This window comes from Alloalcanivorax venustensis ISO4, from assembly GCF_015356855.1.
In the GTDB taxonomy this organism is placed as follows: Bacteria; Pseudomonadota; Gammaproteobacteria; order Pseudomonadales; family Alcanivoracaceae; genus Alloalcanivorax; species Alloalcanivorax venustensis.
The window spans coordinates 54,806-74,449 of record NZ_ARXR01000012.1 but is presented as its reverse complement, the minus strand read 5'-3'; the positions used below and the strand labels follow the sequence as shown (position 1 = coordinate 74,449).

Genomic DNA, 19,644 nt, shown 5'->3' with positions numbered 1-19,644 from the left:
CTTTTCGGCCCCGGGGCGCACCGCATCGCCGCGAACTGTGACCCGGGTCCGCTTTCCACCAAAGTCCAATGACGCTAATTGCATAGGTCGTTATTCTTACAAGCATTAACAGTAAGTTACTGTTTTAAGGGCCTCGGCTGCCCTATTCTCGAATGCAAAAAATGGCTTGGCATCAAGCTTTCGGCTGACTCACTGGTCTGGGGAAACATGATTCTGCTGTACTTTCTAATCGCTCTGGGGGTGGTCTTCCTGATCGCGGAAGGGGTGCAACGCTACCTGGCACGCCGCCGGGACTGAGCCGTTCTTCACGGTTAAACACTGTTAAAGCTGTGAACCGGTTCACGGAGCGCGGTCTATACTGACACCACTTAATTGATGTCAGGGAGACCAAATATGAAAAAAGCCCTTTCTGTTCTCACGCTTGGCGCGCTGTTCGCACTGGCCGGCTGCCAGACCGCTCCCGAACCACAACCGGATCCCAAAGCCAGCAAAACGGTGTACCAGGGCGTGCTGCCCTGCGCGGACTGCTCCGGAATCCAGACCACCCTGACGCTGTACCGGGATGAGGCGGACCAGCCGTCACGCTTTGAACTGCGCCAGAAGTTTCTGGACGGCGCCAAGGCCGGCGGCAGTGACGTGGACCGCGGCAACTGGATCGCCGAGCGGCAATCCGTGGACGGCAAGTCCTACCCGCTGTTCATCCTTAATCCCACCGATCCGGCCGAGCAGTTCCGCTTTCTGCAGAAAGCCACCAACGCGGTGGAAATGCTGAACGCCGACGGCGAGCCGATCGAGTCCGACTTCAACTACACGCTGATTGAGCGCTGAGACGACGGCTGTACTTCGTAGCCCGGTCCGGTCTCGGTGGCCGGGTCCAGGACCCGCCGTGAATCCATCCCTGGAGGCTTGTGTTCGGCTCCCTGCCTCACACAGTCCTGGACCCGGCCACCGAGACCGGACCTCCCGATTGGTGCCAACCGCCGAGCCTCGTAAAAAGGTTCGACGTCAGCGATAGCCCGGGGCGCCGGAATCTTCCCCCGGAGCGGTTCTGTGTTCTGCCCTTCCGGGACCCTGGAGAACAGGACGTTCGACAGGGAGCCCCCAGGGACGGGTTCACGGCGTTCCCGGAAGGGCAGAACACAGAACCGCGACCCAGGCTGGAGAGACCCGCGTCCCCGCTGGAGGGAATAGCAGACACCTGAAATGTAAATAGGAATGACTTGCATTCAGGCCGCGAGATGCTAGACTCCGGCTCTCTGGCGATATCGCCCTTTTTCTGCCTTTTTTCCGTGATGGCGGTATGCGCCCGCCAACAGGAGTCCGGACATGATGTCTTCCTTGCAGCTTCAACTCCCCGAGTGGTTTGTCGCCGGCGGCGTCGCCATGTGGCTTTTGGCCGTGCTGTCGGTGGTGGCCCTCGCCACGCTGCTCACCAAGATGCTCCAGTTCGCCCGCCTGCGACCGGTGGCCAGCAAACAGGCCGACGCCCTGCTGGAAAGCCTGGAGCGCGGCGATACGCCGGTGGTCGGTGACGCCGGGCGTTCGCCGGTGGATCAGGTGGTGTTGAGCGCCTGGCACAACCGCGCCATGGACGCGGACAGCTGGGAAGAGGACAGCCTGCGGCGCGGCCGCGAGGCGCTGGAAGACATGCGCGGCGGCCTGCGCACCCTGGAAGTGATCAGCGCGCTGTCGCCGCTGATCGGCCTGCTGGGCACCGTGTTCGGCATGATCGGCGCCTTCCAGGCCTTGGAAGCCGCCGGTTCCCAGGTGGACCCGTCGATTCTGTCCGGCGGTATCTGGGAAGCGCTGCTCACCACCGCCGCCGGTCTTACCGTGGCGATCCCCGCCTTGGCGGCCTTCCATTGGGCCGACCGCACCATTGAGCTGTGCCGTGAAAAAATGCAGGACCGCCTGGCCCGCCTGAAGGTGCAGGTGCGCCGGCAAGGCGCCGGACAAACCCGGGACAGCCAAGCACCGGCCCGCGATCAGGCCCCGCGCCGGGTCGCCGTCGGCGGCTGATCCATGCACTTGGAACCGGAACGCCATCGCTCCCCGACCATCAGCCTGACACCACTGATTGATGTGGTGTTCATTCTGCTGATCTTCTTCATGCTCGCCAGCCGCTTTGGCGACTGGAAGGATCTGCCGGTCAATGTGCTGCCCAGCGAGGCCAGCGAGCAGCGCCAGGATCAGGATCAGGACTGGCTGACGCTGACCGTCACCGCCGACGGCCAGGTGGAGATGGAGGGCGAACGCTACGCGGTGTCGGACCTGGCGGAGCGCCTGCAAGGGCGGGACGCCACCGTGCTGATCACCGGCGAAGCGGACGCGCCGCTGCAAGCCGCCCTGGCCACCCTGGACGCGGCCCGCGCCGCCGGTATCGAGGACGTGCAGCTGGAGCTGATGCCATGAACCTGGAGTCTCCGGACAGCGGCCGCCGACCGCCCCTGGAGCCGGTGCTGCCGCTGATCAATGTGGTCTTTCTGCTGTTGATCTTCTTTATGGTGGCGGGCCAGCTGGCGCCGCGACCGGAAGGGGACGTTGAAGCACCGGACAGCGCCAGCGCCGACACCGAGGAAAACCTGGAGCAGTTCATGCTGGTGCTGGACAAGGAAGGCCGGCTGCTGCACCAGGGCGAGCCGGTGGACCCAGCACGCATGGCGGATTTGATCCGCGAGCACCGGCGCACCGCCGCGGCGACCGAGGACAACGCCGACACCACCGCGGTGGACGCGGCACCGCCCACCGATACCGACGGTCCCCAGCCGGTGCGCCTGATGGCCGACGCCGACACCGCGCTCAGCACGCTGCGTAACAGCCTGGAAACCCTGCGCGACGCCGGCGTGGAAGAAGTACGCCTGGTAACCCGGAGTAAGAACACACCGTGATGCCCAAACCCCGCGTGATTCTCGCCTGGAGCCTGGCCCTCGCCGCCCATGCCGTGTTGCTGGTGGGCGTGGGCAGCATGACCCTGGCCGGTGGCCGCCCCGCCAAGGAGGGCCAACAGCAGGCGGTGACCCTGAACCTGGCGAAAAAGCCCAGCGACAGCCCGGTGGCCACGGCCCCCGAGCCGGCCCCGGAACCCAAGCCCGAGCCGAAGCCGGAACCCAAGCCTGAGCCGAAACCCAAGCCCAAGCCGGAACCCAAACCCGAACCCAAGCCAAAACCGAAGCCGAAGCCTGAACCCAAACCGGAGCCCAAGCCGGAGCCTGAGCCTGAGCCTGAGCCTGAGCCCGAACCGGAGCCGGAAACCGAACCGGCGGCGCCCGCGCAGCAGCGGGACACCGAAACCCGCACCGCCGACCAGTCCCAGCAGCAGCCCCAGGGCCAGAAAGGCATGGCCGGCGACCCCGGCGAGGGCGTGCGTAAAAGCGGCGACCACGACAACCTGCTGGATCGCTATCTGGGCAAGGTCCGCGACACCATCGAATACAACAAGGAATACCCGGCTCGGGCGCGGATGCGCCGCCAGCAGGGGGTGGTGGAAGTAAGCTTCCTGGTGGACAGCAACGGTCGTGCCCTGGAGGTCACGCTGACCAGCAGTTCGAACAGCCGTATTCTGGATCAGCAATCCCTGGAACTGGTGCGCCGGCTGCGTTTCCCGGAACCGCCCACGGAGCTGGGTTCCGAGCCGATCAGGGTGAACCTGCCGTTGCGTTACTCTCTGTGAGCCGCCGGGGTCACTCGCCCCAGCGCTTGACCAGGGTCTGCTCGACGCCGAGCTGGTCGAGAATCCGCGCCACCACGAAGTCGATCAGATCGTCGACGCTTTGCGGGCGGTGATAGAACCCGGGCGCCGCCGGCAGGATGGTGACGCCCAGACGCGCCAGCTTGAGCATGTTTTCCAGATGAATCGCCGAGAACGGGCTTTCCCGGGGCACCAGAATCAGCTGGCGGCGTTCCTTGAGGGCCACGTCCGCGGCGCGCTCGATCAGGTTGTCACTGGCGCCACTGGCGATCGCCGACAGGGTGCCGGTGGAACAGGGGCACACCACCATCGACGCCGGCGCGCCGGAGCCCGAAGCCACCGGCGCGGTCCACTGTTCCAGGCCGCACACGGTGAGCGCGCCCCGGTCGGTGCCGGCGTACTCGCGCAATACGGTTTCCGCCTTGCCGGTGCCGGCGGGCAGGCTGAGATCGGTCTCCATGCCGATCACCACCCGCGCCGCCTTGGACAGGATTACGAACACCTCGCAGTCCGCTCTCAGCAGACACTGCAGCAGCCGCAGGCCATAGGGGGCGCCGGAGGCCCCGGTAAACGCCAGGGTGACACGCTGGCGTGTGCTATCCGTCATGGCTTCCACTCCCTTGAGGCAAACGCTGTCGCAGCGCCGCCAGCAGTTTTTCGTGCACGCCGCCGAAGCCGCCGTTACTCATAACCACCACGTTGAGGGGCCCGGGCTGGGCCGCCACCGACGCCACCAGGGCATCCAGGTCGGTTTCCACCCGCGCCGGCACCGGCGACTCGGCGATCACCGCGTCCAGGGACCATTCCAGCCCCGGCGGCTGATACCAGATCACCTGATCCGCGTCCCGGGCACTGGCCGCCAGGGCCTCCCGGTGGCGGCCCAGGCGCATGGTGTTGGAACGGGGCTCGATCACCGCCAGCACCTGCTCGTCGCCCACCCGACGGCGCAGGCCGTCCAGGGTGGTGGCGATGGCCGTGGGGTGGTGGGCGAAGTCGTCGTAGACGCGCACGCCGTCCACCTCGCCGCGCAGCTCCATGCGGCGCTTCACGCCCTGGAAGCGGCCCAGGGCGGCGGCACCGTCTTCCAGGGTGACGCCCACATGGCGCGCCGCCAACAGCGCCGCCATGCCGTTATTGACGTTGTGGCGGCCGGTGAGCGACCAGTCCACCACGGCAATGCCTGTCCCCTTTTCCATCACCGTGAAGCGGGAGCCGTCCGGACGTTCCAGCCGGTAGCCCGGGTCCGCCTGCTCGCCGAACCGCTCCACCTCGCTCCAGCAGCCCCGCGCCAGGGTTTCCTCCAGGGCGGCTTCGCCGTGGGGCAGAATCACCCGGCCCAGGGACGGCACGGTGCGCAGCAGATGGTGAAACTGGGTCTGGATGGCGGCCAGGTCCGGAAAGATATCCGCGTGGTCGAACTCGAGATTGTTGAGCACCACGGTGCGCGGCCGGTAGTGCACGAACTTGCTGCGCTTGTCGAAAAAGGCGGTGTCGTACTCGTCCGCTTCGACCACGAAAAACGGCGTGCCGCCGAGCCGCGCGGAGACGCCGAAGTTGCCGGGCACGCCGCCGATCAGATAGCCCGGGTCGAGGCCCGCGTCCTCGAGAATCCAGGCCAGCATCGAGGCGGTGGTGGTCTTGCCGTGGGTGCCCGCCACCGCCAGCACCCAGCGGCCGGGCAGCACCACCTCGGCGAGCAGCTGGGCGCCGGAGGTATAGGGCATGCCCTGGTCCAGCACATGCTCCACCGCCGGGTTGCCCCGGCTCAGGGCGTTGCCGATCACCACCAGGTCCGGGGCCGGCTCCAGCTGAGCAGGGTCATAGCCCTGGATCAGCTCGATGCCGGCGGCGCTGAGCTGATCGCTCATCGGCGGGTAGACGTTCTGGTCGGAACCGGTGACCCGGTGCCCCTGGGCCCGGACCAGCTGCGCCAGCGACCCCATGAAGGTGCCGCAGACGCCGAGAATATGGATGTGCATGGAAGACCTCGAAGAAACTCTGAACGCAGGATACAACATCGGCCTCAGGCCACAAGCCGGCCAGCCGCCGGCGCCGCTGTTTTTGAGCTTGAAGCCTGCCGCGTGAAGCCTGAAGCTATCTCTTTTTTTGAATCGTTCGAGGAGAGACAAATGCTGACAATCAACGGCCCGGAAGAGCTGAAAAGCTGGGAAGGCAAGGAACTGGGCGTCACCGAATGGATGACGGTGAGCCAGGAGCGCATTAACCAGTTCGCCGAAGCCACCGGCGACCACCAGTGGATTCACGTGGACGTGGAGCGCGCCAAGAAGGAATCGCCCATGGGCGGCCCCATCGCCCACGGCTACCTGACCCTGTCACTGATCCCCATGTTCAAGGACGAGATCTACACCGTGGAAGGCGCCAAGGCGGGCCTCAACTACGGCCTCAACAGCTGCCGCTTTCTGACCCCGGTCCCCGCCGGCGGCCGCGTGCGCGGACGCTTCGTGATGAAATCCGTGGCCGCCAAGGGCGAAGGCCGCTACCTGCTCTGCAACGAAGTCACCATCGAACTGGAAGGCAGCGACAAACCCGCCTGCGTCGCCGAAAGCCTCGGGATGGTGCTTTTTTAATTGACAGTTGATAGTGGATAGTTGATAGCGACGCGGGCAACGCCCGCGGAGCCCGACAACAAAGAGGCCGCGCCCAAACCTTGGGCGCGGCCTCTTCGCTTCAATGCGCCGAGAAACTCTCCCGCGCAGCTATCAACTATCCACTGTCCACTATCAACTGTCTTTTTAGTGGCTAATCATCCAGGGCCGCGCCGACGGAAACATCTTATTGCCTTCGGCGGTGTAGAAGACCTTGGGTTTGTGGCGTTCGTGGTGGCAGCAGCCCTGCTCCTTTTCCGAGTGCTGGTTGCCGCGCCGGGGTTCGTGGCGGGCCCGTTCGTTGCGCTCGAAGGCCGAGCGCCGTTCCGGGGCCATGTCCAGTACCTCCGGGGCGACCAGGATCACCCGCGCGGACAGCACGCCGCAGGTGGGGCAGGGGCAGGTTTCCCCGGACGCCTGCACCGGCACCAGCTCGTGGAACAGGCCGTGCTCGGTGCATTTATAGTCGTACAACGGCATGGTGGCGCCCTCCCCTATTTATCCTTGGCCAGCGGCACGTCGGTGCTGCCGGCGACGCTGTGTTGCGGGCCGTCGACACCGGGCTTGAGATCGAAGTCGAAGATGTCGGTGGGCAGCCATAATGTGGCGCAGGCGTTGGGCACGTCCACCACCCCGCTGATGTGGCCCTGCACCGGCGCGCAGCCGAGCAGCGAGTAGGCCTGGGCGCCGGTATAGCCGAACTTCTTCAGGTACTCGATGGCGTTCAGGCAGGCCTGGCGGTAGGCGATGTGCACGTCCAGATAGTGCTGCTTGCCCTGTTCGTCCACGGAGATGCCTTCGAAGATCAGGTAGTCGTCGTACTTGGGCGCGATCTTGCTGGGTTTGAAGATCGGGTTCTTGATCGCGTACTTCTCCATGCCGCCTTTGATCAGGTTGACGCGCATGTGAATCCAGCCGGCCATTTCGATGGCGCCGCAGAAGGTGATCTCGCCGTCGCCCTGGCTGAAGTGCAGGTCGCCCACGGACAGGCCGGCGTCTTTCACATACACCGGGAAGTAAATCTGCGAACCGCGTGACAGGTCCTTGATGTCGCAGTTACCGCCGTGCTCGCGGGGCGGCACGGTGCGCGCGCCCTCGGCGGCGGCCGCCGCTTTCTCGCTGCCCTTGAGTTTGCCCATATGGGCGGTGTCGGCGAACGGCAGGTTGACCAAACCGGGCACGCGATCCGGCTCGGTGTCGTAGAGTTCTTTTTCGCGGCTGTTCCACTCGTTGAGCATGTCCTTGGACGGCAGGCAACCGATCAGCCCCGGGTGAATCAGGCCGGCGAACTCCACGCCGGGAATATGCCGCGACTTGGTGAACATGCCGTTGAAGTCCCAGATGGTTTTCTGCGCTTCCGGGAAATGCTCGGTGAGAAAGCCGCCGCCGTTCTGCTTCGAGAAGAAGCCGTTGAAGCCCCACTGGCTTTCCTCGAAGGTGCCGATGTCGAGGATATCGACCACCAGCAGGTCGCCGGGCTCGGCGCCTTCCACGCCCACCGGGCCGGACAGGAAATGCACCTGGGTGAGGTCCACGTCGCGCACGTCCTCGGCGTTGTCGTCGTTATGGATCTGGCCGCCGGTCCAGTCGTGGCATTCAACGATGAAGTCGTCGCCGGGCTTCACCATCGCCGCCATGGGAATGTCGGGATGCCAGCGGTTGTGCACCATATCGTTGTCGTAGGGCGAAGTGTCGAGATCGATTTTAATGATGGTCTCAGCCATGGTGTCGGTTCCTCCAGTTTTTCGGGCAAGCGTGATTCCGTGGGTTTCAATATCGGTGATCGGCGCACCGCTCACCATTCGCGAAAAGGCCCCGGCGACTACGTCAGATGACGTATTGCCCGGCTCAGCGGTTCACCGGCACCACGCTCAGCCGGTCGCCGTCGAGCAGCGCCAGAAAGGTGTCGTCGGCGGGGCGTTCCAGCAGGGCCCGGGCGAGCGCCGGTTCCAGCTCGGCGCGCAGGCGGCGGGCCAGATCCCGGGCGCCGAAGCGGTCGTCGTGGGCGCGGCAGAGAAACTGGCGCGCGCCGTTGTCCAGCTCCAGGCGGGCGCGGCGCCGCGCCAGACGCTGGTTGAGTTTGCCCAGCTCGATGTCCAGCAGGGTGTCCAGCCAGGCGGCATCAAGCCGCTGAAACGGCAGCACCCGGTCGATGCGGTTGATGAATTCCGGGTCGAAGCGGCGATGCAGGGCGCGCTCCAGAACCCGGCCCTCATGGCGTGGCGACAGCCCCAGCCAGTGCCGCCAGCCGTGCCGGAAACGGGCGCGGTAATCGCCGGCCTCGCGGGCGCCCACATTGCTGGTCATGAAAATCAGGGTGTTGCGGAAATCGATGCTGCGGGTGCCGCCGGACAGCAGCAGCCGGCCGCTTTCCAGCACATTGAGCAGCGAACGGATCACTTCGGTGCTGGCTTTTTCCAGTTCGTCGAACAGCACGATGCCGGGCTTGCTGAAACTGCCCTGGATCAGATCCACATCAAACAGGGTGTGGCCTTCCTTGCTGCCCACATAGCCCGGCGGCGCGCCGGTGAGCGCGGCGGCGTAGTGCTCCTGGGCCAGGGTGTTCATATCGATGCGGCAGAAGCCGTCCGCGCGGCCGTGGATCGCTTCGCTGATCAGCCGCACGGTTTCGGTTTTACCCACCCCGGTGGGGCCCATGAACAGATTCACCGCCAGCGGCCGGTGCGGGTCGCCGATGTCCGCCTTGACCACGCGCAGCATGTCTTCCATGGCGTCGAGCACCGGCGCCTGACCGACAATGCGGGCACGCAAGCGCGCCATCACGGCCTCCGGCTCGAACACAAAGCGCGGTGCCCGCTCCGGCCGGCTGGCCCGTTCTTCCCGGGCCAGCCGTTCCTGATTCTCCTGCAGGCGGTCATTGATAAAGGGCATGGCGGCCTCAGGCATTTTTCTCTTTACCGTCCACCGGCAGGTCCTTCACCGGACAGTCCGCCACGCCCACCGTGGAGCGGGTCATGGCTTCCACGTTTTCCTGGGCTTTCTGCGCGTCCATGACCCAGGTGCGGTAGAACTCGAACGGGCAGTCCGCGATGCCCTTGTCGCCGTCGCCGGAATCGTGGATGCCGGTGTAGCCCCGGTGCAGCAGCTTGAACAGGTGGTTTTGGGACTGGTCGTTGGCGCGCGCGTCGCGGATCTGGCTGATCGAGAGCTGGGCGTACTGAATGCCCATTTCCTCTTCGCCGCATTCGCCGAGCGTGCGGCCGTCGAAGCCGATAATCGCCGAATGGCCGAAGTAGGAGTAGACGCCGTCGAAGCCGGCGGCGTTGGCCACCGCCACATAGCAGTTATTGGCCCAGGCCATGCTTTTGGACATCATCACCTGCTGCTCCTTGGCCGGGTACATATAGCCCTGGCAGCGCACGATCAGCTCGGCGCCCTTCATGGCGCAGTCGCGCCAGATCTCCGGGTAGTTGCCGTCATCGCAGATGATCAGGCTGAGCTTCATGCCTTTGGGGCCTTCGGTCACATAGGTGGTGTCGCCGGGGTACCAGCCTTCAATCGGGCACCAGGGGATGCACTTGCGGTACTTCTGCACCACTTCGCCCTGGTCGTTGATCAGAATCAGAGTGTTGTAGGGGGATTTGTGCGGGTGCTCCTCGTGGCGTTCGCCGGTGAGGGAGAATACGCCCCAGGTTTTCGCTTCCCGGCAGGCGGCGGAGAAAATGGCGGTCTCGTCACCGGGCACGGTGGCGGCGGTGTCCATCATTTCATCCGGGTCGTACATGATGCCCATGGTGCTGTACTCCGGGAACACCACCAGGTCCATGCCCGGCAGGCCCACCTTCATGCCCTTGATCATCTCGGCGATGGCGCGGGCGTTATCGAGCACCTCGGCGCGGCTGTGCAGGCGCGGCATCTTATAGTTGACCACCGCCACCCCGACGGTATCGCTGCTGCTGGAAATATCACCGTGTCGCATAACTTGGCTCCTCGCTTTCGTTGAGCGGATTCAGACCGCCAGATAGCTGGCGATCTTGTTCTGGTCGGCGTCCTCTTTGTCTTCCTGGTGAACGATGTCGCCTTTCTCGATCACCAGAATCCGGTCGGCGATCTCCATCACGAAGCTGAGCACCTGCTCGGACACCACGATGGACAGGCCGCGCTCGTCGCGGATACGTTTCAGGGTGCGCGCCATCTCCTGGATGATGGAGGGCTGGATGCCTTCGGTGGGCTCGTCCAGCAGCAGCACCTTGGGGCGCGTGGCCAGTGCCCGCGCGATCGCCAGTTGCTGCTGCTGACCGCCGGACAGGTTGCCGCCGCGCCGGTGCTGCATTTCTTCCAGCACCGGAAACAATTCATAGAGATCGCGTGGCACCTTCTTTTCGCCCACCGCCGCCAGGCCGGTCTCGATGTTTTCGCGCACCGTGAGGGCGGGAAAAATCATTCGCCCCTGGGGCACGAAACCGAGCCCGGCGCGCACCCGCTGAAAGCTTTTCATGGCGCTGAGGTCGGTGTGGTTCAGGGACACGCTGCCGGCACGGCTGGGGGTCATGCCGATCAGGGATTTCATCAGCGTGGTCTTGCCCATGCCGTTGCGCCCCACCACCGCGACGATCTCGTTGTCGTTCACGTCCAGATTCAGGCCGCGGATGATGGTGCTCTGGCCGTAGGCCACGGAGTGATTCGATACTTTCAGCATGATCAGTGCCCCAGGTAGACTTCGATGACTTTCGGGTCCTGCTTGACGTGTTCGATGGACCCTTCGGAGAGCACCTTGCCCTGGTGCATGACGGTGACCCGGTCGGCGATGTCGCCGACGAACTGCATGTCGTGCTCGATCACCAGCACCGTATGATCGCGGGTGATCACACGCAGCAGCTCGGCGGTCTTCTTGCGTTCCGCCACCGACATGCCCGCCACCGGCTCATCGAGCATCAGCAGGTCCGGCTTCTGAATCAGCAACATGCCGATTTCCAGCCACTGCTTCTGGCCGTGGCTGAGCAGCCCGGCGGGCTCGTTGAGCTGGTCGCTCAGGAAGATGGTTTCAGCGATGCTTTCCACCGCTTCGACCACCGCCGCGTCCCGTTTGAACGCCAGCGCCCCCATCACCGTGTGGCCCTGCGAGTAGGAGACCTCCAGGTTCTCGAACACGGTCAGGTCCTCGAACACCGAAGGGTTCTGGAACTTGCGGCCCACCCCGGCGTGCACGATCTGGTGCTCCTTCATCTTGGTGAGCTCCTTGCCGCCGAAGCGTATCGAGCCCGCGGTGGCGCGGGTTTTGCCGCAGATCAGATCCAGCACCGTGGTTTTGCCGGCGCCGTTGGGGCCGATGATCACGCGGATCTCCTTGGGGTCGAGATAGAAGGACAGGTCGTCCACCGCCTTGAAGCCGTCGAACGACACCGTCAGACCTTCCACGGCGAGCAGGAAGTTTTCCTTTTGTGCATTCATCAGGGTTTCTCCGCGCTGAGTTGATCGGACACCACCGGCGGCGCCTGCGGTGCGGGCTTGTCCTTGTCCAGGTACTTGCCGATCACCGGCAGGCGTTTTTCCAGCGGCATGATGTAGCGCTCATAGAGGCCGGCCAGACCGTTGGGGAAGGCCAGCACCACACCGATAAACAGCGCCCCCATGGCGTAGGGCCAGAGTTCCGGGAAGGATTCGGAGAAGCCGCTCTTGGCCGCGTTCACCAGCAAGGCGCCGTAGACACCGCCAAGCAGGGAGTAACGGCCGCCCAGCGCGCAGAACACCACCATCTCGATGGACGGCACGATGCCCACGAACGACGGCGACATGAAGCCCACCTGCAGGGTGAACAGCGCCCCGCCGATGCCCGCCAGGCCCGCCGCAAGACAGAACACGAACACTTTGAAGGAGGCCACGTCGTAACCGGAGAAGCGCACCCGGTTTTCCTGGTCGCGCATCGCAACCAGAATCCGCCCCAGCTTGGCGTTCTGCACATGGCGCGCGACCAGCAGGCAGAGGAACAACAGCCCGACGCAGACGAAGTAGAGCGTGGTCTTGGCCATGTCGGTGCGGATATTCCAGCCCATCAGGGTTTGCAGGTCGGTGATGCCGTTGACGCCGCCGGTGAGCCCCTGCTGGCCGATGATAAGAATGGTCAGAATGGCGGCGATGGCCTGGGTGATAATGGCGAAGTAAACGCCGCCCACGCGCCGCTTGAACATGGCCACGCCGATGATGAAGGCGAGTAAGACCGGCACCGCGATCACCGCGATCAGGGTGAACGAGAAGCTGTGGAACGGCTGCCAGAACCCCGGAAGCTCGGTGATCTGGTTCCAGTCCATGAAATCCGGAATGCCCGGCGTGGACTGATTCTTGGTGGCCTCCGGCGTGGACGCTTCCAGTTTCAGAAACATGGCCATGCAGTAGCCACCCAGGCCGAAGAACACGCCCTGGCCGAGACTGAGAATGCCGGCCTTGCCCCAGCACATCACAAGGCCGATGGCGGCGAAGGCGTAGGTGAGATACTTGCCCACCATGTTGAGGCGGAAGGGATCGAGCAGCAGCGGCAGCACCACCACCAGCAGCAAGGCCAGCAGCAGGTAGTAGATCCCTTCCCGGGAGGTCAGCCATTGAAGGGGAGAGTTGGTTTTCATCACGGACTCCTAGCGACGGACCTTCAAGGCCATCAGGCCTTCCGGACGCAACATGAGAATGCCCACCACCACCAGCAGGGTGAGTACCTTGGCCATGGAACCGCTCAGGAAGAACTCCATGGTGGATTGGGCCTGGGAGATACCGAAGGCGGAAATAATGGTGCCGACCAGGCTTTGCGCGCCGCCGAACACCACCACCAGGAAGGTATCGACGATATAGGCCTGGCCGGACGACGGGCCGGTGGAGCCAATCATGGTGAAGGCGCTGCCGGCGACCCCGGCGATGCCGCACCCCAGCGCGAAGGTGGCCCGGTCGACGCCGGCGGTGTTGATGCCCACCGCTTCCGCCATCGGCCGGTTCTGCACCACCGCGCGCACTTTCTTGCCCCAGCCGGAGCGGTACATAAGCAGATACACCGCCAGCGCAATGGACAGGGCGATCACCATCACGAACAGGCCATTGATCGGCAGTTGCACGAAATCCGTGACGTTAAACGCGCCCATCATCCAGTCCGGCAGGTCCACGCCCACTTCCCGGGCGCCGAAGATCGACCGGTAGGCCTGCTGAAGAATCAGGCTCAGCCCCCAGGTGGCCAGCAGCGTATCCAGAGGCCGCCGGTACAGATGCCGGACCATGGCCCATTCGACAAAGGCGCCGAGTGCACCGGAGACCAGGAATGCCAGCACCATGGCGAAGAAGAACGAAGCGGCGAACAGCTCCGGCATCAGGTTCTGGAAAAACTGCGAAGTCAGGTAGGTGGTATAGGCCCCCAGGATCATGAACTCCCCGTGGGCCATGTTGATCACGCCCATCTGGCCGAAAATAATCGCCAGGCCCATTGCCATGAGAACGAACACGGAAAACAGGGACAAACCGGCGAACCCCTGCATGGCAAAGATGGACATCAATTCCGTTGAGGAATAATCAGCAAACATGGCAATGCTCCCCTGCGGTTAAAAAATCCCGACGCCCACCGGGGGCGCCGGGTACGGACGGTTACTTGTAACCTTCAGGGAAGGGATCCGGCTCCATCAGGTCCTTGGTTTCATGGACCACCTTGTACTGGCCGTTGGTCTGCGCCACGCCGATGCGGGTCTTCGACCACAGGTGATGGTTTTCATGGATGCGCACATAGCCTTCCGGCGCTTTCTTGAACTCAATGCCGGGAGAGGCTTCACGAATCTTGTCCACGTCGAAGGAACCGGCTTTCTCCACCGCCGCCTTCCACAGCCACGGGCCCAGATAGGCGGCCTGGGTCACGTCGCCGATCACCATGTCGTCGCCCCAGCGCTCCTTGAACGCGGCCACGAACTCCTTGTTATTGGGGTTGTCCAGGCTCTGGAAGTACTTCATGGAGGCGTACACGCCTTCCACGTTCTCGCCGCCGATACCGCGGATTTCATCCTCGGTGACGGAGATGGTCAGCAGCAGCGGATCCTCTTCGGTGAGATCGACACCGGCGGCTTTCATCTGCTTGTAGAAGGCCACGTTGGAGCCGCCCACCACGGAGGCGAAGATCACATCCGGCTTACGCAACTTGATCTTGTTGATCACCGAGTTGAACTGGGTGTGGCCGAGCGGGTAGTACTCCTCGCCCACCACCTTCAGACCTTTCTTCTCGATGTGAATACGCGCGATCTTGTTGGAAGTACGCGGCCAGATGTAGTCGGAGCCGAGCAGGTAGAAGGTCTTGGCGCCCTTCTCCTTCACCGCCCAGTCGATGCCGGCGAGAATCTGCTGGGTGGCTTCCTGGCCGGTGTAGATCACGTTGGGTGACTGCTCGAGACCTTCATAGAAGGTCGGGTAATAGAGCATGCCGTTGAACTGCTCGATCACCGGCAGCACCGCCTTGCGTGAGGCGGAGGTCCAGCAGCCGAAGATCGCCGCCACGTCGTCCTGGCGCAGCAGCTTGCGCGCTTTCTCGGCGAAAGTGGGCCAGTCGCTGGCGCCGTCTTCCTGAACGTATTCGATCTGCCGGCCGAGCACGCCGCCCTGGGCGTTGATCTGCTCGATGGCCAGTTTCTCCGCCTGCACCGAGCCGATCTCACTGATCGCCATGGTGCCGGTAATGGAATGCAGGATGCCCACCTTGACGGTGTCTTCGGTGACCGCCAGGCCGGAGGTGTTGACCTCGGACGTGGGCGGCGCGGCGAACGACGGCGTGCTTAACGCCAGTACCGCCGGCAACGCCAGCAGCCCGGCCAGCAGACGGCGGCGCGGACGCGACGGCAAGGAATGCTTCGGTGTCTTCATGGTTAACCCCTCGTTAGCGAAATGCATGGATCCCCGGGAGCCCGATGGCTCCGTCGACCCTCGCTAACGAGTATGGGAAGGCGGCCGGCGCGCTCCCATTCGGCGAATACGCCATGCCCCTACGTCATTTGACGCATTCCGCGCCGCCGGCGCCGGCCCTAGGCTGCGCCCTTGGGGTATCCACGCTTCGGGGGTACGGCACGAATCGTGCTTTCTTCTTGGCCCGGCTTTCGGGTATTGCGGACGATCAGGCATGGCCATCGAACAACGCATCTTCCGGGTGCGGCGCAACTACAATAAGTGGGTCGCCAACCAGACCCTGGAAGACTTCGCCCTGCGCTTCACCGGCAAGGCGGCGCGCCGCTGGTCAGCAGGACGGGTGGCGAACACCGCGCTCGGGGCCATTTCCTTTCTGGCGCTGGAAGCCATCGGCGGCGCCATTACGCTGAACTACGGTTTCACCAACGCGGTGGCGGCGATCGCCGTGGTCAGCGCGGTGATTTTCCTGCTCGGCCTGCCGGTGAGTTACTACGCGGCCCGCTACGGCGTCGACATTGATCTGCTCACCCGCGGCGCCGGCTTCGGTTATCTGGGCTCCACCCTCACCTCGCTGATCTACGCCTCCTTCACCTTTATTTTTTTCGCCCTGGAAGCGGCGATCATGGCCATGGCCCTGGAGGTGCTGTTCGGCCTGCCGCTGACGCTGGGCTATGTGGTCAGCTCGCTGGTGGCGATACCGCTGGTCACCCACGGCATCACCTACATCAGCCGCTTCCAGCTGTGGACCCAGCCGGTCTGGGTGGTGCTGCAGCTGGCGCCGTTCGTGTTCATCCTGTTTCAGGACCCGGAGTCACTGAGCCGCTGGCAGGGCTTCGACGGCGCCATGGGCGGCGACGGCGCCTTCAATCTGGTGCTGTTCGGCGCCGCCGCCACGGTGATGTTTTCCCTGGTGGCGCAGATCGGCGAGCAGGTGGATTTCCTGCGCTTCATGCCGGAGCCGGGGCCGGAGCGCAAACAGCGCCGGCGCTGGTGGCTGGCGATGCTGGCCGGCGGCCCGGGCTGGATTATCGTCGGCGGGCTCAAGGCGCTGGCCGGTTCCTTCCTGGCGGTGCTGGCGTTCTCCCACGGGCTGCCGCACAGCCAGGCCCAGGAACCCATGCACATGTATCTGGTGGCGTTCAGCCATATCACCGCGCACCCGGCCACGCTGATGGCGCTGGCGGGTATTTTCGTGGTGTTGTCGCAGCTGAAGATCAACGTGACCAACGCCTACGCCGGCTCCATCGCCTGGTCCAACTTCTTTTCCCGGCTCACCCACAGCCACCCGGGCCGGGTGGTGTGGCTGGTGTTCAACGTGATGATCGCCCTGGTGTTGATGGAGATCGGCATCTACCGGGCGTTCGAATCCATCCTCGGCAGCTACGCCATGGTGGCGGTGGCGTGGATCGGCGCCCTGGTCGCCGACCTGGTGATCAACAAGCCACTGGGGCTGAGCCCCAAGGGCATCGAATTCAAACGGGCCTATCTGTACGACATCAACCCGGTGGGCTTCGGCGCCATGGTGATGGCGACCCTGGTGGGGCTGGTGGCGCGCAGCGGGTTCTGGGGCGGCGACGCCGAGGCGCTGGCCTCCTTCCTGGCGCTGCTCACCGCGTTCGTGGCGTCGCCGCTGATCGCGCTGCTCACCGACGGCCGCTACTACATCGCCCGCACCCCGGAGCCGGCCACCGCCACCCGCGGCCGCCCCTGCTGCATCTGCGAGCATCGCTTCGACGATGAGGACATGGCGTTCTGCCCGGCCTACAACGGCCCGATCTGTTCTTTGTGCTGCTCCCTGGACGCGCGCTGCAACGACGCCTGCAAGCACCACGCCCGCTTTCAGGAACAGCTGATGGACTGGCTCGGCGGCATTCTGCCCCGCCCCATCCTGGTTCAGTTGCGCTCGCGCCTGGGGCATTTCGTCGGGCTGCTGACCCTGGTCACGCTGGTGATGGCCGGCCTGCTGACGCTGGTCTACACCCAGGTGGCGATCACCGATCCGCAGGTGCGCGACCTGATGGCCACCACCCTGGCCAAGGTGTTCGCGATCCTGATCATTATCAGCGGCGTGGTGGCCTGGCTGTTCGTGCTGGCCCACGAAAGCCGCGTGGTCGCCCAGGAAGAATCCCACCGCCAGACCCGCATGCTGATGGCGGAAATCAAAGCCCACGAAAAGACCGACCGCAAACTGCAGAAAGCCAAGGAACTGGCGGAGGCCGCCAACCAGGCCAAGAGCCGCTACCTCACCGGGCTCAGCCATGAGCTGCGCTCGCCGCTCAACGCCGCCTTCGGCTACGCCCAGCTGCTTGAGAACGACCCTTCGATACCGGAAAACCGGCGCGGCGCGGTGGCGGCCATCCGCCGCAGCACCGGCCATCTTTCCGATCTGATCGAAGGGCTGCTGGAAATCTCCAAGATCGAAGCCGGCCGCCTGGAGCTGTACCGCAACCGGGTCAGGGTGCGTTCACTGATCGACGAGCTGGTCACCATGTTCCAGTTGCAGGCGGAAGAAAAAGGCATCGGCTTTGAGTTCCACAGCCAGGGGCGCATCCCCGAATGGGTGACCACCGATGAGAAGCGCCTGCGCCAGGTGCTGATCAACCTGTTGTCCAACGCCATCAAATTCACCAGCCAGGGCCGGGTGGTGCTGCATATCCGCTACCGCAACCAGGTCGCCGAGTTCACCATCCGCGACACCGGCGTGGGCATCGCCGAGGAAGACCAGCAGCGCATCTTCCGGCCCTTCGAGCGGGTCCGCAAACCGGGCATGCCGGCGGTGCACGGCACCGGCCTGGGGCTCACCATCACCAAGCTGTTGGTGGATATCATGGGCGGCGATCTGCAGGTCAGCAGCACGCCGGGCCAGGGCAGTGAATTCCGACTCTGGGTGATGCTGTCCAGCGTTGCCCACGCGGACGCGGACCGGGACAGCCAGCGCCCGGTGGTGGGCTACCAGGGGCCGCCCAAATCACTGTTGGTGGTGGACGACGACCCCTCCCACCGGGGCCTGGTCAGCGACCTGCTGACGCCGCTGGGGTTCCAGGTCACCGAAGCGCCGGACGGCCAGACCGGCCTGGACATGGCCCGGCAAAGCAACCCGGACCTGATCCTGCTGGACATCGCCATGCCCGGCCTGGACGGCTGGCAAACCGCCGCCGCGCTGCGCGCCAACGGCTACCGGGGCAGCCTGGTGATGCTGTCCGCCAACGCCCGCGAGAGCCAGACCGACGCCCCCGCCGGCCTGCACGATGACTACCTGATCAAACAGTTCAAACTGGGCGGCCTGCTGGACACCCTGGCGCGCCACCTGGACCTGACCTGGCGCCATCATCTGGACGGCGACCTGCGCGAGACGCGGCGCATTCCGGTGTCCCAGATCCGCCTGGACGAAGGCCTGCGCGATGAACTGCTGGCCCTGGCGGAGATCGGCCACCTGGCCGGCCTCCGCGACGCCCTGCAGCGCGCCGAGCAGGACCGGCGGCTGCCGCCTTCCCTGGTCGGCACCCTGCAAGCGCCCCTGGAACGCTTCGATTTCCAGGCCCTGATCAAATTGCTGGAGCAGACCCCATGACCCCTTCGGTCCGTAAGGACGTGATTCTGGTGGTGGACGACTCTCCGGATTCCCTGGGCATGATCCACCACGCCCTGGACCAGGCCGGGCTCACCGCCCTGGTCGCCCTGGAAGGCGAACAAGCCCTCGGCATCGCGGAAAAAATGGTACCTGACCTGGTCCTGATGGACGCCGTGATGCCCAACATGGACGGCTTCGAAACCTGCCGCCGCCTGAAACGGCACCCGGAACTGGCGGCGGTGCCGGTGATCTTCATGACCGGCCTCACCGACGCGGAGGATGTGGTGCGCGGCCTGGAAGCCGGCGGCGTGGACTACGTCACCAAGCCGGTGCGCCCGGACGAGCTGATCGCCCGCATCCGCGTGCACCTGCACAACGCGCGCATGACCCAGGGCGCCCACACCGCCCTGGACCGGCTCGGCCAGGCGTCGTTCTCCACCGACCGCCAGGGCCACTGGCGCTGGGCCACGCCCCGGGCGGAACACCTGCTCGCGGAGGCCGGCGGCCAGCGTGACGAGCGTCTCGCCCAACTGGCGGCACACATCCGCCGCTGGCTGGCGCGCCGCCCGGAACCCGGCGACCAGTCCGCCCTGGACAGCGACCACGGCGAGCTGCGCCTGCGCTACCTGGGCGACACCGGCTCCGGGGAGCCGCTGTTCCGGCTGCTGCAGCGCGACGGCGAGGAGGAAAGCGAACTGCTGCGCCAGCAGCTACGGCTCACCCGGCGGGAATCCCAGGTGCTGCTGTGGATCGCCCAGGGCAAGACCAACCGGGAGATCGGCCAGATCCTGTCGCTGAGCCCGCGCACCGTGAACAAGCACCTGGAGCAGGTGTTCCGCAAACTGGGGGTGGAAAACCGCACCGCCGCGGCGGCCATGGCGCTGCGCTGCCTGACCCGCACCTGA

General features: G+C 64.8%; 19 protein-coding genes. 8 read left to right on the top strand and 11 right to left on the bottom strand.

What is annotated here, in order from left to right; translation table 11 throughout:
• Nucleotides 1-393 precede the first annotated feature (393 nt).
• From ISO4_RS09160 to ISO4_RS09140, 5 genes are all read left to right on the top strand, one after another.
• On the top strand, nt 394-828 hold the full coding sequence (locus ISO4_RS09160) for a copper resistance protein NlpE (RefSeq protein WP_194855995.1): 435 nt from the start codon (nt 394-396) through the stop codon (nt 826-828).
• A 498-nt stretch (nt 829-1,326) separates the two neighbouring features.
• Complete coding sequence (locus tag ISO4_RS09155) at nt 1,327-2,019, top strand: MotA/TolQ/ExbB proton channel family protein (protein ID WP_228548024.1); 693 nt, start codon at nt 1,327-1,329, stop codon at nt 2,017-2,019.
• A gap of 3 nt (nt 2,020-2,022) precedes the next feature.
• Nucleotides 2,023-2,412, top strand: coding sequence for an ExbD/TolR family protein (locus ISO4_RS09150; protein WP_194855994.1), 390 nt, complete (start codon nt 2,023-2,025; stop codon nt 2,410-2,412).
• Nucleotides 2,409-2,888, top strand: coding sequence for an ExbD/TolR family protein (locus ISO4_RS09145; protein WP_194855993.1), 480 nt, complete (start codon nt 2,409-2,411; stop codon nt 2,886-2,888). The genes ISO4_RS09150 and ISO4_RS09145 overlap by 4 nt, the downstream gene beginning before the upstream one ends.
• A complete protein-coding gene (locus ISO4_RS09140) occupies nt 2,888-3,670 on the top strand; it encodes an energy transducer TonB (RefSeq protein ID WP_194855992.1) in 783 nt (260 codons plus the stop codon). The genes ISO4_RS09145 and ISO4_RS09140 overlap by 1 nt, the downstream gene beginning before the upstream one ends.
• A gap of 10 nt (nt 3,671-3,680) precedes the next feature.
• Here ISO4_RS09140 and ISO4_RS09135 read toward each other — a convergent pair whose 3' ends face one another.
• A complete protein-coding gene (locus ISO4_RS09135; protein ID WP_194855991.1) occupies nt 3,681-4,295 on the bottom strand; it encodes a flavin prenyltransferase UbiX in 615 nt (204 codons plus the stop codon).
• A complete protein-coding gene (gene mpl / locus ISO4_RS09130; protein WP_194855990.1) occupies nt 4,285-5,667 on the bottom strand; it encodes a UDP-N-acetylmuramate:L-alanyl-gamma-D-glutamyl-meso-diaminopimelate ligase in 1,383 nt (460 codons plus the stop codon). Before mpl ends, ISO4_RS09135 begins: the two co-directional genes overlap by 11 nt.
• A gap of 150 nt (nt 5,668-5,817) precedes the next feature.
• On the opposite strand from mpl, the gene ISO4_RS09125 reads away from it, so the two are divergent.
• A complete protein-coding gene (locus ISO4_RS09125; RefSeq protein ID WP_194855989.1) occupies nt 5,818-6,276 on the top strand; it encodes a MaoC family dehydratase in 459 nt (152 codons plus the stop codon).
• Between the two features lie 165 nt (nt 6,277-6,441).
• On the opposite strand, the gene ISO4_RS09120 is transcribed toward ISO4_RS09125, so the two are convergent.
• The 9 genes from ISO4_RS09120 to urtA form a co-directional block, all read right to left on the bottom strand.
• Nucleotides 6,442-6,774, bottom strand: coding sequence for a zinc ribbon domain-containing protein (locus ISO4_RS09120; protein ID WP_194855988.1), 333 nt, complete (start codon nt 6,772-6,774; stop codon nt 6,442-6,444).
• A gap of 14 nt (nt 6,775-6,788) precedes the next feature.
• Entirely contained in the window at nt 6,789-8,018 is a 1,230-nt protein-coding gene (gene fmdA / locus ISO4_RS09115) for a formamidase (protein WP_142949589.1), read from the bottom strand.
• A gap of 124 nt (nt 8,019-8,142) precedes the next feature.
• On the bottom strand, nt 8,143-9,201 hold the full coding sequence (locus ISO4_RS09110; protein WP_228548023.1) for an AAA family ATPase: 1,059 nt from the start codon (nt 9,199-9,201) through the stop codon (nt 8,143-8,145).
• Nucleotides 9,194-10,234, bottom strand: coding sequence for an aliphatic amidase (locus ISO4_RS09105; RefSeq protein WP_194855987.1), 1,041 nt, complete (start codon nt 10,232-10,234; stop codon nt 9,194-9,196). The genes ISO4_RS09110 and ISO4_RS09105 overlap by 8 nt, the downstream gene beginning before the upstream one ends.
• Nucleotides 10,235-10,264: 30 nt before the next feature.
• Nucleotides 10,265-10,954, bottom strand: coding sequence for an urea ABC transporter ATP-binding subunit UrtE (urtE, locus tag ISO4_RS09100; RefSeq protein ID WP_194855986.1), 690 nt, complete (start codon nt 10,952-10,954; stop codon nt 10,265-10,267).
• Between the two features lie 2 nt (nt 10,955-10,956).
• Nucleotides 10,957-11,706 carry an urea ABC transporter ATP-binding protein UrtD gene (gene urtD, locus ISO4_RS09095; RefSeq protein WP_194855985.1) on the bottom strand — a complete coding sequence of 250 codons (750 nt, stop codon included), beginning with the start codon at nt 11,704-11,706 and terminating at the stop codon, nt 10,957-10,959.
• Nucleotides 11,706-12,875 carry an urea ABC transporter permease subunit UrtC gene (urtC, locus tag ISO4_RS09090; RefSeq protein WP_194855984.1) on the bottom strand — a complete coding sequence of 390 codons (1,170 nt, stop codon included), beginning with the start codon at nt 12,873-12,875 and terminating at the stop codon, nt 11,706-11,708. Before urtC ends, urtD begins: the two co-directional genes overlap by 1 nt.
• Before the next feature lie 9 nt (nt 12,876-12,884).
• Nucleotides 12,885-13,811, bottom strand: coding sequence for an urea ABC transporter permease subunit UrtB (gene urtB / locus ISO4_RS09085; protein ID WP_142949594.1), 927 nt, complete (start codon nt 13,809-13,811; stop codon nt 12,885-12,887).
• 61 nt (nt 13,812-13,872) lie between these two features.
• Nucleotides 13,873-15,129, bottom strand: coding sequence for an urea ABC transporter substrate-binding protein (gene urtA, locus ISO4_RS09080; protein ID WP_142949595.1), 1,257 nt, complete (start codon nt 15,127-15,129; stop codon nt 13,873-13,875).
• Between the two features lie 253 nt (nt 15,130-15,382).
• On the opposite strand from urtA, the gene ISO4_RS09075 reads away from it, so the two are divergent.
• Entirely contained in the window at nt 15,383-18,739 is a 3,357-nt protein-coding gene (locus tag ISO4_RS09075) for a hybrid sensor histidine kinase/response regulator (RefSeq protein ID WP_194855983.1), read from the top strand.
• Nucleotides 18,736-19,644 carry a response regulator transcription factor gene (locus tag ISO4_RS09070; RefSeq protein WP_194855982.1) on the top strand — a complete coding sequence of 303 codons (909 nt, stop codon included), beginning with the start codon at nt 18,736-18,738 and terminating at the stop codon, nt 19,642-19,644. Before ISO4_RS09075 ends, ISO4_RS09070 begins: the two co-directional genes overlap by 4 nt.

Coding starts and splice junctions, on each gene's coding strand:
- urtC (WP_194855984.1), bottom strand. CDS start 12,875: ATGAAAACCAACTCTCCCCTTCAATGGCTGACCTCCCGGGAAGGGATC.
- ISO4_RS09140 (WP_194855992.1), top strand. CDS start 2,888: ATGCCCAAACCCCGCGTGATTCTCGCCTGGAGCCTGGCCCTCGCCGCC.
- urtE (WP_194855986.1), bottom strand. CDS start 10,954: ATGCTGAAAGTATCGAATCACTCCGTGGCCTACGGCCAGAGCACCATC.
- ISO4_RS09145 (WP_194855993.1), top strand. CDS start 2,409: ATGAACCTGGAGTCTCCGGACAGCGGCCGCCGACCGCCCCTGGAGCCG.
- urtD (WP_194855985.1), bottom strand. CDS start 11,706: ATGAATGCACAAAAGGAAAACTTCCTGCTCGCCGTGGAAGGTCTGACG.
- urtB (WP_142949594.1), bottom strand. CDS start 13,811: ATGTTTGCTGATTATTCCTCAACGGAATTGATGTCCATCTTTGCCATG.
- mpl (WP_194855990.1), bottom strand. CDS start 5,667: ATGCACATCCATATTCTCGGCGTCTGCGGCACCTTCATGGGGTCGCTG.
- urtA (WP_142949595.1), bottom strand. CDS start 15,129: ATGAAGACACCGAAGCATTCCTTGCCGTCGCGTCCGCGCCGCCGTCTG.
- ISO4_RS09150 (WP_194855994.1), top strand. CDS start 2,023: ATGCACTTGGAACCGGAACGCCATCGCTCCCCGACCATCAGCCTGACA.
- ISO4_RS09160 (WP_194855995.1), top strand. CDS start 394: ATGAAAAAAGCCCTTTCTGTTCTCACGCTTGGCGCGCTGTTCGCACTG.
- ISO4_RS09120 (WP_194855988.1), bottom strand. CDS start 6,774: ATGCCGTTGTACGACTATAAATGCACCGAGCACGGCCTGTTCCACGAG.
- fmdA (WP_142949589.1), bottom strand. CDS start 8,018: ATGGCTGAGACCATCATTAAAATCGATCTCGACACTTCGCCCTACGAC.
- ISO4_RS09075 (WP_194855983.1), top strand. CDS start 15,383: ATGGCCATCGAACAACGCATCTTCCGGGTGCGGCGCAACTACAATAAG.
- ISO4_RS09155 (WP_228548024.1), top strand. CDS start 1,327: ATGATGTCTTCCTTGCAGCTTCAACTCCCCGAGTGGTTTGTCGCCGGC.
- ISO4_RS09125 (WP_194855989.1), top strand. CDS start 5,818: ATGCTGACAATCAACGGCCCGGAAGAGCTGAAAAGCTGGGAAGGCAAG.
- ISO4_RS09135 (WP_194855991.1), bottom strand. CDS start 4,295: ATGACGGATAGCACACGCCAGCGTGTCACCCTGGCGTTTACCGGGGCC.
- ISO4_RS09070 (WP_194855982.1), top strand. CDS start 18,736: ATGACCCCTTCGGTCCGTAAGGACGTGATTCTGGTGGTGGACGACTCT.
- ISO4_RS09110 (WP_228548023.1), bottom strand. CDS start 9,201: ATGCCTGAGGCCGCCATGCCCTTTATCAATGACCGCCTGCAGGAGAAT.
- ISO4_RS09105 (WP_194855987.1), bottom strand. CDS start 10,234: ATGCGACACGGTGATATTTCCAGCAGCAGCGATACCGTCGGGGTGGCG.